The organism is Neisseria sp. HMSC065D04 (genome assembly GCF_001815675.1).
Taxonomy (GTDB): domain Bacteria; phylum Pseudomonadota; class Gammaproteobacteria; order Burkholderiales; family Neisseriaceae; genus Neisseria.
The window spans coordinates 15,645-28,305 of sequence record NZ_KV821499.1; the positions used below are offsets into that span (position 1 = coordinate 15,645).

Here is a 12,661-nt window from a genome sequence, read left to right on the forward strand (position 1 = left end):
CTTGTCCTGATTTAAAGTTAATCCACTATATGTTTGTTCGCCTGTTTTGACTCGGGCAAGAATGGCGGCAAACCGTCAGGCTTGCAGTTCAACGATGCAGGGTTTTAAGGGTATTGGTTTATGTTAGTGCCTCCTTCAAATCGTCTGAAACCGTTTTTTCAGACGACCCATATCCTCTTAAAACAAATTTAACTATCGGATTTTAATGATGATTGGAAGATGGCTTGCATTGAAGGCGGGGGCGGTTTGTTATATAGTGAAATAAAAAAACAGACCGGATGACGGAATCGGGGCGTTTTGCGTGCTTGATAAAATAACGGTTGGTTGGCATTTGTATCGGCTTGGCTTGGGATGAGGCGTTGGTTTGCGACGGCAGCTTCCGCAGGCGGTCTGATATTTCAGAAGATTTTTGTTTCATTTGAGTCTTGGATATTTGTCCTATGACAACAATACAGGCAGATGAGGTGAAGATAATGAACGGTGTAACCAGTGCGCAATTTATTTCCGCAGGCATTCATTTTTATCCCAGATGCGGCTACAAGCGGCTGTCCGAGCAGGCGATCGCGGAGCATTTGAATTCGAATTTGGAAACGTTCAACAGGATGTTTGCCGATAAAGACGAATTTGTGAAGGCGATGTTGATTGAGTACAGCAATCGGGCTTTGGGGCGGGTGTCGTTCGATTTTGCCCAAAATATCGAAGATACGGAGCGGCTGTATCAGATTGTCTGGCGGCTGGCGGTGACGATACGCGAGCATTTGGCGTGGATACACAGGATGCTGCTGGATAGCGAAGAAGGCGTGGATTTGATTACCAAGGCTTTGAAAAAGCAGCATAAGATGCTTGCCTGCGGGATGATTCGGCATATTAAGGCGTGCAACGGCAGGGATGATGTGCCGGAACTGGCTCTGTTTAATCAGTTTGAGTTTCTCAACGGCGCGGTCATCTCGCCGATGATTATGAACACGCGCTACCGTATGTTGGGGATACTGACTGATGAGATGAACGGGCGGCATGAGGATTTGCTGACCGATTCGTCCATCCACCAAAGGATAGATTGGGCGTTTGCCGCGCTGTTTCCGCAATACCGCTCTAAGGCGCGTCCGTTTTGACGATTAAGGTGTAACGCAACATGAAAAAAGCTGTTATTGCTTCTCTTGCCGTCGCGCTGGCTGCGGGCGGCGTGTGGTATGTCCTTCAAAACCAAAAAGAAACCCTGCCGACATGGATTGCGCAATCCAACGGGCGGCTGGAGCTGAACCGCATCGATGTCTCCAGCCTGTATCCGGGGCGGGTGAAGGCGGTATTGGTGGAAGAGGGCGCGGACGTGAAAGAGGGCGATATTCTGGCGGAACTGTCGTCTGAAACCAGCAACAGCCGTTTGGAAGAAGCGCGGGCGGCGGAATTGCGGCAAGAAGAGGCGGTCGGGCGCGCCAAAGCCGCCGAAGCGCAGATGAAGCAGACGGTTGCGCGTGCGCAGGCGAATGTGGACGCGAACAGGCAGCAGCTGCGCGTGGCGAAAATGGAGCTGGACAATGCGCGCAAATTGCTTGCCGACCAGCTGGTGTCGCAATCGGAAGTTACCAAGCGTCAGGCGGATTATGAACGCGCTGTCGCGGCAGTCAAAGCAGCCGAAGCGGCGCGGGACGAAGCACGGGCGACGGTAGCGCAAAGTGCCGCCGCACAAGCAGAAGCACGCGCCGGTGTCGAACAGGCGAGGGCGGCAGTCAAATCGGCCACATCCGCCAACGATGATATGAATATCCGCGCGCCGATAGCCGGCAGGGTGGAATACACCATTGCGGAAGCGGGCAACGTGGTCGCGGCGGGTTCGAAAGTGGTCAGCCTGCTTGATCCTGCCGATGTTTCGATGAATATTTTCCTGCCGACCGACAGTATGAGCCGTCTGAAAGTCAATGATGATGCGCGTATCCGTTTGGACGGCATTGACGCGGTGTTTCCCGCCAAAATCAAATTTATCGCGACGGACGCGCAGTTTACGCCCAAGTCGGTGGAAACGGTCGATGAACGTGCGAAGCTGATGTTTAAAGTGAAATTGCAAGTGCCGCGCGAAACGGCGGTGAAATACAACCGCCTGCTGAAAGGCGGGCTGACGGGCAATGGTTTTGTAAAAACCGACGCTAAGGCGGCTTGGCCTGCCGAGTTGGCGGTGAGGTTGCCGAATTAATAGCGCTCAAATTCGGACTACCTCAAGTTAAAACAAAGGGTTATGGCTAGAAGAGGTCGTCTGAAAACGGGATTTTGCTTTTCAGACGACCTCTTTCCATTCAAGCATCACCACTATATAGTGGATTAAATTTAAATCAGGACAAGGCGGAAGCCGCAGATACAGTACAGATAGTACGGAACCGATTCACTTGGTGCTTCAGCACCTTAGAGAATCGTTCTCTTTGAGCTAAGGCGAGGTAACGCCGTCCTGGTTTAAAGTTAATCCACTATAGAAAAAGAACATCTATCCGGAAGCGCAGCCCGAAGCGTCTCCATCAAATCAGGACAAACAAAATGAAAACCAAAACATGGCGCATTGAAGAAGGTGCGCCTTATCCGATGGGCGTGTCGCTGACTGAGGAAGGGGCGAATTTTGCGCTGTTTTCCATTCATGCCGAAAAAGTCGAGCTGTGCCTCTTTGACAAGGGAGGGGAAACCCGTTTGGAAATGCCTTCGCGGCGCGGGTCGGTGTTTTACGGCTTTGTGCCGGAGGTCGGGGCAGGGCAGCGGTATGGTTTTCGTGTTTACGGACGCGCTGATGCGCCGGGCGGATCGTGTTTCAATCCGAACAAATTGTTGATTGACCCGTATTCCAAAAAAATCGACGGCAAACCAAGTTACAAGGATGATGAGGAAATGGCATGGTTTCGTCCGGAAGACGAGCGGGACAATGCGGCGGTGGCGCCTAAAAGCGTGGTGGTGGGCGACGATGATTTCGATTGGGGCGACGACCGCCGTCCGAACCATCCGTGGGGCAGGACGATAGTGTATGAAGCCCATGTGAAAGGCTTTACCAAGCAGTTTCCCGATTTGGAACACGCGGGAACGTATCAAGCGCTGACCGATCCGCGCGTGATTGATTATTTGAAAACTTTGGGCGTTACCGCCGTCGAGCTGCTGCCGGTACACCAGCATTTGGACGAATACCACCTGCAAAAAATGGGCTTGAGCAATTATTGGGGCTACAACACCTATTCCCATTTTGCCGTCGAGCCGTCTTATGCCGCCGATGCCGAATGCGCAGCGGAAGAGTTGAAGCAGGCGGTCAAAGCCTTGCATCAAGCAGGTTTGGAAGTGATTTTGGATGTTGTGTACAACCATACCGCCGAGCAGGACGAAAAAGGCCCGATGCTTTGCCAGCGCGGCATAGACAATGCTTTGTGGTATTGGTTGAAGCCCGACGGCAGCTATGAAAACTGGTCGGGCTGCGGCAATACGCTGAACATCGTCCGCCGCGACGTAACCCGCTGGGCGGCGGACAGCCTGCGCTATTGGGCGGAAACATTTCATGTGGACGGTTTCCGCTTCGACTTGGGAACGGTATTGGGGCGGGAACCCGATTTTCAGGCTTACGGACGTTTTTTTCAGGTGGTGTACCAAGACCCCGTGTTGGCACGCTGCAAACTGATTGTCGAAGCGTGGGACATCGGCGAAGGCGGCTATCACTTGGGCAATTTCCCGCAGCCTTTTGCCGAGTGGAACGGACGTTTCCGCGACGATATGCGCGCGTTTTGGGTGTGGGAAAGCGGCAATTTGGGTGCGTTTGCCGAACGTCTGGCGGGGTCGTCTGATATTTTCAACCACAGCGGGCGCCATCCTTCCGCCAGCATCAATTTTATTACCGCACACGATGGTTTTACGCTGCGCGATTTGGTCAGCTACAACGAAAAACACAACCATGCCAACGGCGAAGACAACCGCGACGGGCATAACGAAAACATCAGCTACAACCACGGCATCGAGGGCGAAACCGAAGATGCGGCAATTTTGGAAGACCGCTCCTACACCGTCAAAGCCTTGCTTGCTTCGCTGTTCCTTGCCAACGGCACACCCATGCTGCTGGCGGGCGACGAGTTCGGCAACAGCCAACAGGGGAACAACAACAGCTATTGTCAGGACAACCCGATTACTTGGCTGGATTGGCAGCAGGCGGACGAAGCGTTGCAAGGCTATACGCGCGATTTAATCCGCCTGCGCCAAGAAATCAAATTATTGGGCGATGATGTCTGGTGGAAACAAGAGCGCGTCCGCTGGCTCAATATTCAAGGCGAACCGATGAGCGAGCTTTGTTGGCACAACCGCGGCGCAAAAGCCATGCAGATCGTTTTGGACGATGAATGGCTGCTGTTGATCAATGCCAAGCGTAGCCAACAAATATTTAACCTGCCTCAAGGAAGTTGGCAGATTTCTTGCGTACCATCTGAGAAGTTTAATTACAATGCAGACGGCAAGCTGACAGTCGAACATATGGGTATTTGGATTTTGCAGCGTAAGAATACATCGCCGAATATATGACATATGCCGTTAATAAGATGTTTTTAAAAGAAACCCTATTATTTAAACTGCCTCAGTTATAATGTCGAAGATGAGTAATAAATTTACCTGCTTGACTTGCTTAACGGAACATAAAGGCATACGGCTTTTCAGACGACCTCAGACCGCCAAAAGATACAAATTCCCCCGCTTCATCATCCCATCCCCAACAGAGAAAGGCTATTATGGCTAAGAAAAAACAACCCATTTCAGGTTTTGATTACGTCATGCCGAAACCGGATGCCGAAACCATCCGCAAGTCCATCGTCTATAAATTGATTTTCATTTTGGGCGTCGATCCGAAAGAGGCGACCGAACACCAATGGCTCAATGCCGCCATGCTCGCCGCGCGCGACCTGATTGCCGAAGACTTCCTGCAAACCCGCCGCGCCCACATCGACAACGGCAAACGCATGGTTTACTACCTTTCCATGGAATTCCTGTTGGGACGCGCCTTCGTCAACGCTTTGATTAACGAAGGCGTTTATGCCGAATTTGAAGAGGCGTTCAAACAACTGGGTAAAGAGTTTGCCGACATCTGCGAACAGGAACAAGACCCCGGTTTGGGCAACGGCGGTTTGGGCCGCCTGGCCGCCTGCTTCCTCGATTCGCTCGCCACCTTGCGCATTCCCGCGATGGGCTACGGCATCCGCTATCAATACGGTATGTTCAAACAAGAAATCGTGGACGGCCAGCAGGTCGAAAAACCCGATTTGTGGCTCGACCAAGATTTGGCATGGCAAATCGGCCGCCCGAACAAACAATATGCCGTCAGCTTCGGCGGACAGGTCATCAATATGGGTGACAAAAAAGAATGGCATCCGAGCGAAGAAATTTCCGCGATGGCATACGATGAAATCATCCCGGGCTACGGCGGCGACGTCGCCAATCCGTTGCGCCTTTGGACGGCTCACGCCGGTAACCGCTTCGATTTGGCAGACTTCAACCGCGGCGATTACGCTTCCGCAGTTCGCGCGCAAAACAGCGATGAAAACATCTCGCGCGTCCTCTATCCGAACGACTCCACCGACAGCGGCCGCGAACTGCGCCTGAAACAGGAATATTTCCTAGTTTCCGCATCCGTACAAGACATCGTGGCGCGCCACAAATGCCGTTTCCCCAGCATCAAAAACCTTGCCGACAAAGTCGCCATCCACCTGAACGATACCCACCCCGTGCTGGCGATTCCCGAGCTGATGCGTATCCTGATTGACGAAGAAGGCATCGCATGGACCGAAGCATGGAATATGTGCTGCAAGATTTTCTCTTACACCAACCACACCCTGATGAGCGAAGCCTTGGAAACTTGGCCGGTCGATTTGATGGGCCGCCTGCTGCCGCGCCATTTGGACATCATCTTTGAAATCAACGCCTACTTCCTGAACGCCCTGCGCGCCATCGGCAACTTTGACGACGACTTCGTCCGCCGCGTGTCCATCATCGATGAGAACAACGGCCGCCGTGTCCGCATGGCATGGCTGGCGGTTATCGGTTCGCACAAAGTCAACGGCGTGGCGAAAATCCACTCCGACCTGATGACCACTTCCATATTCGCCGACTTTGCCAAAGTGTTCCCCGAACGCTTCACCAACGTAACCAACGGCGTAACCCCGCGCCGCTGGATCAACATCGCCAACCCCGAGCTGACCCGTTTCCTCGACAAACACTTGGGCGAACAAGACTGGCGCCTGCATTTGGACAATCTGACCAAGCTCAACGAAAAAGTTGACGATGCAAGCGTGCAGGCAGAATTCGGCGCAGTGAAAAAAGCCGCCAAAGAACGCCTCGCCAAATACATCGAAACCGAATTGGGCATCAAGGTCAACACAGACGCGCTGTTTGACATCCAAATCAAACGCATCCACGAATACAAACGCCAGGCGCTGAACGTGATGCACATCGTCGACCGCTACAACAAAATCCTGGAAAACCCGGATTTCGACTGGCAGCCGCGCGTCTTCATCTTTGCCGGTAAAGCCGCATCCGCCTACTACATGGCGAAAAAAATCATCCGCCTGATTAACGACGTAGCGAAAACCATCAACAACGACGAACGCATTCGCGACCTGATTAAAGTCGTCTATATCCCGAATTACAGCGTCAGCCTCGCCCAAATCATCATCCCCGCCGCCGATTTGCACGAACAAATCTCATTGGCAGGAACGGAGGCATCGGGTACCAGCAACATGAAGTTCGCCCTCAATGGCGCGCTTTGCATGGGTACGCTGGACGGCGCAAACGTCGAAATTCTGGAAAAAGTCGGCGCGGACAACTGCTTTATCTTCGGCAACACCGTCGAACAAGTGGAAGAACTCCGCCGCAACGGCTACGACCCGCTGGGCTACATCGAACGCGATCACGACCTGCGCCGCGTCGTCAACCAAATCAGCAGCGGTACATTTTCCCCCGAAGAGCCGAACCGCTACAACGACGTCCTGCAACCTTACGGCGATTTCTATCAACTGATGGCGGATTTCCGCAGCTACATCGACACGCAATACAAAGCGGACGAACACTACCGCAATGTTGCCGCATGGCGAAAATCCGCATTGATCAACATCGCCAACATGGGCTTCTTCTCATCCGACCGATCCATCGCCGACTACTGCCGCGATATCTGGTACATAGAGCCGCTGACTTTGAAAGAGCTGCCTAAACACCAATTAGTTTGATATGAATGAAGCAGTAAACGAAACAGCCGATACGGGAAAGTATCGGCTGTTTTTGCTTGTATGGCTTAGTTCAAGGAGAACCCTGTAAGAAGGGTCGTCTGAAAACCATTTTTCTTGGTTTTCAGACGACCTCTGTTCTCTTTATATCAAGGCAATTCGGGGCAATCAGATATATTGAACCGAAATAATGTCGTATTCGCGAACGCCACCTGGGGCTTGTACTTCGGCTACATCGCCTTCCTCTTTGCCGATTAAGGCGCGGGCAATGGGGGAGCCGACGTAGATTTTGCCTTCTTTGATGTCTGCTTCGTCTTCGCCGACGATTTGATAGGTAACGTGTTCTTCGGTTTCCAAATCTTCCAGCGTTACGGTCGTGCCGAAGACGATTTTGCCTTCTGCGTGGATTTCAGCGGGATTGATGATGTGCGCCATGGACAATTTGTGTTCCAACTCGGAAATACGTCCTTCGATAAAGCCTTGTTTTTCTTTGGCGGCCTCGTATTCGGCGTTTTCGGACAAGTCGCCGTGCGAACGGGCTTCGGCGATGGCTTCGATGATTTCGGGACGGGCGACGCTTTTGAGGCGTTGCAATTCTTGTTTGAGCAATTCTGCGCCGCGTACGGTCAATGGAATTTTTTGCATGGTTTGTCGTCTCCGCAAAAGCGTTTGGACTGCTTTTGCCTAGTAAAAAATGCGGTAAATATAATCCGCAAAATGAAAATAAAAATACAAGCCGCCTAAATCTCGGCGGCTTGTCTGTGTAAGAATGAATGGCGGTATTGTACCAAAATCAGGAGAAACTGCAACGGCAATCGGCTTTTTCCCTGCTCTGGTGTGGCTTTAGTCCAAATGTTCGCTGCTTTGCGCCAAAACGGTACGGTTGCCGTTGGTTTCGGCAGGCGAAACGATGCCGTCTGCTTCCATTTGGTCAATCAGGCGGGCGGCGCGGTTGTAGCCGATGCGTAATTGGCGTTGGATACCGGAAATGCTGGCTTTGCGCGTTTTCAGAACGACGGAGACGGCTTCGTCATACATCGGATCAACTTCGCTGTCGCTGCTGCGGCTGATACCCGGCAGATCGTCGGTTGTGCCGCTCATCAGAATATCGTCGATGTAATCGGGTTCGCCGAATTGTTTCAAATATTCGACTACGCGGTGTACTTCGTCGTCTGAAGCGAATGCACCGTGGACACGTTGCGGATAGCCTGTACCGGGCGGCAGGAACAGCATATCGCCTTGTCCGAGCAGGTTTTCTGCGCCCATTTGGTCGAGAATTGTACGGCTGTCGATTTTGCTGGATACTTGGAAGGCGATGCGTGTCGGGATGTTGGCTTTAATCAGACCTGTGATGACATCGACGCTTGGACGCTGTGTGGCAAGAATTAAATGAATACCTGCCGCGCGGGCTTTTTGGGCAAGGCGGGCAATCAGTTCTTCGATTTTCTTGCCTGCGGTCATCATCAAATCGGCAAACTCGTCAACCACGACTACGATAAACGGCAGTTTTTCCAAAGGTTCGGGATCGTCGGGCGTCAGGCTGAACGGGTTGGCAATTTTCATGCCTTGTGCGGCAGCTTCCATGATTTTTTGATTGAAGCCCGCAAGGTTGCGAACGCCTACATGACTCATCAAACGATAGCGTTTTTCCATTTCGTTGACGCACCAGTTGAGCGCATTGGCCGCCAGCTTCATATCGGTAACGACAGGTGCGAGCAGGTGTGGAATGCCTTCGTAAATGCTCAATTCCAGCATTTTCGGGTCAATCATAATCATGCGCACGTCTTCAGGCGTCGCTTTGAAGAGCATAGATAAAATCATGGCATTAACGCCGACCGATTTACCCGAACCGGTCGTACCGGCAACCAGCAAATGCGGTGCTTTGCCCAAGTCGGTAACGACGGGCTGACCGGTAATGTCCTGACCAAGCGCGAGCGTCAGCTTGGATTTGGATTCGGCAAACGCGGGCGAATTGAAGATTTCGCTCAGGCGTATCATTTGGCGTTTCGGGTTCGGCAGCTCCAAGCCCATGCAGGTTTTGCCGGGTATGGTTTCGACGACGCGGATAGAGGCAACACCGAGCGAACGGGCGAGGTCTTTTTCGAGGTTTATGACCGAATTGCCGCGCACGCCGACATCAGGTTCGATTTCGTAACGCGTAATCACCGGACCGGAATAGGAGTCCACGACTTTGACTTTGACCTTGAATTCCGCCAGCTTTTCTTCGATGGTGATGCTGTTGTTTAACAATTCTTCTTCGGTTTGCGTAGCGGCAGGGTCGAATTGGGGCGGAAGGAGCAAGTCTGTGGTTGGTAATGGGTACTTCAGGTCGTCTGAAAACTTGTAAAACGCCCCGGTCTCTTCTTCTGAATCTGCATCAGCATCATCGACAGCATAACCCGTCGCAAGATCGGCATGATGTATCGGCTGATGATGTTCAAAGGCAGAAATTTCCGTATCTTCCGTATGGGCGGATTCGGTTTCAGCATTTCTCTGTACATTTCCGCCTGCGACTTCATCCTCCGTTTCGGATTCACTGATTAAGTAATCATGAATCGAGCGGACAGGATTATCGCTGACATGCGCATTGACTTCAGAATGGAAAGCAGGGATTTCCCAAGCGGGGCGCGCTACCGGAGGATCGACGATTTCCGGGGCAACAGGTGGCGGCGTAAAGCTCGGCGGTGTCGGGATATCGATTGGCGTCGGGGTAACGGTCGGTACTTCGGGCGGCTCGACTACGGTTGCGGTAGGGGCGGGCTGTCTTGAAATATAGACTGCTTTTTCTTTTGGCGGAGCGACAGGTTCGGTGCGAAGCGTTTTAGGCGGGAACAGTGGTTTGCGTGTGACGGAACGCTCAACCGTTTGCTCAGGTCGCAGATCGGCTTCTTCCGACAATTTCACCTGCGCGGCAGCAGATTGCTGCTTGCGCGCCAGTTTTTCCGCCGCCGCTTCAGCGTGGCGAACCGTCCGTCGGCGGCTTGCAGGAATCAGGTTTGCCAAAATTTCATCGTTTTGAATGATTTGCGGCTGGAAATCGCGCACAGGCGCAACAGCGGCGGCAAGGCGCTGGCGTGCTGCCGTACTTCGAGCCAATGTGTTCTGAATGTCCGTCACATCAATCTCTGCACGGCTATCCAGATTGTCAACGACAGGCAAAATGGCTTCGCGCTCGGCCGTGCGCAATGCGGTTTGCACGGTTTCGATATGTGGCGCACTGGCTTTGGGGATTTGGATGCCATTGACGCCCGCCATGACGCGCTCGCGGGTCCGGCGCAGTACGGGATCGTTGAAATCGATAATCTGCAAACCTTTCATCGGTGTTACCGATGCGCGGATGGGTTGGATTTCCCCGTCATCGTTATTCCGGTCGCCTGCAGGATGGCTGACGGTCTGCTGCTCTTCCCATTCCTGTAACGCCGCTTCATTGAGCGAACGGGTTGCCTCTTCCAAAGTGATTTCTTCAAAGCCTTCGTCTTTAACGATACGGGGAATATATTCAGGCTCTTCGGTTTCGACAAAAGGAACGATATACGGCGTATCTTTCCTTTCGGCAGCGTGTTGTTGAGGCGGCTCGGCTTGGGGGACTTGTTCTGCCGACGGATTTTCAGACGACCTTTCAATATCGGCATCTTGATGATATTCGTGTTTTGCTTCTTGGCTTTCGAAGAAATCCGCTATGTCTTCCATACCGGTTTCAGATTCTTCGTTTTCAGTGTTTGCCGGTTGCTCGGATAATTGCTCTTGCTGCGGAGTGTAACGCGCCGCCATCAGGCGCAGGCGTGCGATGGTTTTTCCGTATGCCGCTTTGGCATCTTCTGAAAATTGATGTGGAGAATCAGCATCCTGACCGTTAGGAATATATTTGCCCTCTTGCATGCCGCGCTCTAAGCGCGCCAATTCGTGCTGCCACTCACGTTCTTGTTTTCTGTGCAGCCAAAATACGCCGCAAATGGCACACAATAAAATGATAATCAGCACTGTCCAAAACATTCGCTGTTTCCCTTGAAATAAACGGCAAAGGTCGTTATTTTAGCGTGTTTCAGCACTAAACAAAACAAGTCCGCAGCGAATTTCGTCTGCGGGGTATAATGCAGGTCGTCTGAATATTTACCCTCGGTCTGGTTTCGTATGAATTTTCAAGCCGCATGGTTTTCCAGTTCGATTTTAATCGCCGCTTGGCTGCTGTTGTCTACTCTGCTTCTCGCTTGCGCGCGTCCGGCATGGCGAACCATGCAGAAGCACCATTCTGCCTTCATCCTCTCCGCCCTGATACTGACGACCGCATGGTGCCTGAATGCAATGACTGACGAAGGGCAGCTCGCGCAAATGAGCTACCACCTGCTTGCCATGAATTTGGTTGCCCTGATGATTGGCGCACCCGCCGCATTATGGCTGGGTTCGGCTTTGCTTCTTCCTTATCTTTTATTGTTCAACGGCGGCGACGGATACGCCTATCCCGTCAACGCCCTCGCCTTGCTCTTACCGCCGCTTATCGTCAATCAGCTCTCTTGCCGCTTGGTCAGCCGTCTTCCCGCGAATATTTTTATCTTCATTTTTGTCAACGGCTTCATTTCGTCCGCCGTAGGCATGATGCTGACCGGACTGGTACTGGTCAGCATTTTGGATATCAGCCATGCCTTCCCAACCTCCGTACTTTGGACCACCGCCTTTCCTATTTTCATCCTGATCTCCTGGGCGGAAGCTTTTCTCAGCGGCATCACTACCGCCATTTTTATCGCACTCAGACCGCAATGGATTAATACTTTTGACGACAACCGATATTTGAAATCCAGCAATAAAATTTGGTAAACGGTAAAAGGTCGATTGGTTAATATGTATCCCTATAATTTATTTCAATAACAATTAGGTAAAGAAGAAATATTTATGTTTAGCCTAAAAACAGATAGAGACATTTTTAGTAATTTTGAAATTCGGGCGAATATTGTCACTAATTTAGGGAAATTGCCTAACTTAAACGGGTCATATTTATCATTTTTGGTTCGATTTAAAGGTATGGAAATTACTCCTGATGTAATCATATATGGATATGAAGATTCCTTAAAGGAAAATAGATATTTAGAAAATAATTATTCTGAATGTAGTAAGGTATTCTGGATGATTGGCTATTCAGGACAAGGAGATGGTTGGTTCATAAATAAACTGGATGGCTCAATCTTCTTTTATGATCATGATTCAGGGGATTATCAAATAGATAATTTCATGAGTTTGAGAATAAATTTTTTAGAATTTCTACAATTATCCCTTTTATACCGTGAGTTAGAGAGATATCTTGATTTAAATAATGGCATAATAGACAAAATCAGCCAAAAACAATTTGAAGATACAGTAAATTCGATACATGATAATTTATTCTCTTCTTACCCTTATAGATATTTTGATACTAAGCCAACGTCTAACAGCTGAATATTACTATTTCATCAGTTCTC

Annotated in this window: 8 protein-coding genes; 6 read left to right on the top strand and 2 right to left on the bottom strand. The window is 51.1% G+C overall.

The annotated features are described in order from the left end of the window. Window positions 1-440: 440 nt before the first annotated feature. The 4 genes from HMPREF3050_RS04670 to HMPREF3050_RS04685 all read left to right on the top strand — a co-directional run bounded on the left by HMPREF3050_RS04670 (window position 441) and on the right by HMPREF3050_RS04685 (window position 7,214). Complete coding sequence (locus tag HMPREF3050_RS04670; RefSeq protein WP_070773725.1) at window positions 441-1,112, top strand: TetR/AcrR family transcriptional regulator; 672 nt, start codon at window positions 441-443, stop codon at window positions 1,110-1,112. Between the two features lie 20 nt (window positions 1,113-1,132). Further along, entirely contained in the window at window positions 1,133-2,188 is a 1,056-nt protein-coding gene (locus tag HMPREF3050_RS04675) for an HlyD family secretion protein (protein WP_045075193.1), read from the top strand. A gap of 335 nt (window positions 2,189-2,523) precedes the next feature. After that, window positions 2,524-4,524, top strand: a complete 2,001-nt coding sequence (glgX, locus tag HMPREF3050_RS04680; protein ID WP_070773726.1) for a glycogen debranching protein GlgX — start codon at window positions 2,524-2,526, stop codon at window positions 4,522-4,524. A gap of 203 nt (window positions 4,525-4,727) precedes the next feature. Then, window positions 4,728-7,214 (top strand): glycogen/starch/alpha-glucan phosphorylase, encoded by a 2,487-nt coding sequence (locus tag HMPREF3050_RS04685; protein ID WP_070773727.1) that lies wholly within the window; start codon window positions 4,728-4,730, stop codon window positions 7,212-7,214. Between the two features lie 165 nt (window positions 7,215-7,379). Here HMPREF3050_RS04685 and greA read toward each other — a convergent pair whose 3' ends face one another. Continuing rightward, on the bottom strand, window positions 7,380-7,856 hold the full coding sequence (gene greA, locus HMPREF3050_RS04690) for a transcription elongation factor GreA (protein ID WP_003742680.1): 477 nt from the start codon (window positions 7,854-7,856) through the stop codon (window positions 7,380-7,382). A 198-nt stretch (window positions 7,857-8,054) separates the two neighbouring features. Then, entirely contained in the window at window positions 8,055-11,204 is a 3,150-nt protein-coding gene (locus HMPREF3050_RS04695) for a DNA translocase FtsK (protein ID WP_070773728.1), read from the bottom strand. 138 nt (window positions 11,205-11,342) lie between these two features. Here HMPREF3050_RS04695 and HMPREF3050_RS04700 point away from each other — a divergent pair, with 138 nt between their 5' ends. Next, the gene (locus HMPREF3050_RS04700) at window positions 11,343-12,023 is read left to right on the top strand and encodes an energy-coupling factor ABC transporter permease (RefSeq protein WP_070773729.1); all 681 of its coding nucleotides are present in this window, start codon (window positions 11,343-11,345) and stop codon (window positions 12,021-12,023) included. Window positions 12,024-12,098: 75 nt separating this feature from the next. Beyond that, window positions 12,099-12,638 carry a hypothetical protein gene (locus HMPREF3050_RS04705; protein ID WP_070773730.1) on the top strand — a complete coding sequence of 180 codons (540 nt, stop codon included), beginning with the start codon at window positions 12,099-12,101 and terminating at the stop codon, window positions 12,636-12,638. Window positions 12,639-12,661 lie beyond the last annotated feature (23 nt).

Excerpts from the sequence above, each read along its gene's own strand:
- HMPREF3050_RS04670 (WP_070773725.1), top strand. The coding sequence starts at position 441 with ATGACAACAATACAGGCAGATGAGGTGAAGATAATGAACGGTGTAACC.
- HMPREF3050_RS04675 (WP_045075193.1), top strand. The coding sequence starts at position 1,133 with ATGAAAAAAGCTGTTATTGCTTCTCTTGCCGTCGCGCTGGCTGCGGGC.
- glgX (WP_070773726.1), top strand. The coding sequence starts at position 2,524 with ATGAAAACCAAAACATGGCGCATTGAAGAAGGTGCGCCTTATCCGATG.
- HMPREF3050_RS04685 (WP_070773727.1), top strand. The coding sequence starts at position 4,728 with ATGGCTAAGAAAAAACAACCCATTTCAGGTTTTGATTACGTCATGCCG.
- greA (WP_003742680.1), bottom strand. The coding sequence starts at position 7,856 with ATGCAAAAAATTCCATTGACCGTACGCGGCGCAGAATTGCTCAAACAA.
- HMPREF3050_RS04695 (WP_070773728.1), bottom strand. The coding sequence starts at position 11,204 with ATGTTTTGGACAGTGCTGATTATCATTTTATTGTGTGCCATTTGCGGC.
- HMPREF3050_RS04700 (WP_070773729.1), top strand. The coding sequence starts at position 11,343 with ATGAATTTTCAAGCCGCATGGTTTTCCAGTTCGATTTTAATCGCCGCT.
- HMPREF3050_RS04705 (WP_070773730.1), top strand. The coding sequence starts at position 12,099 with ATGTTTAGCCTAAAAACAGATAGAGACATTTTTAGTAATTTTGAAATT.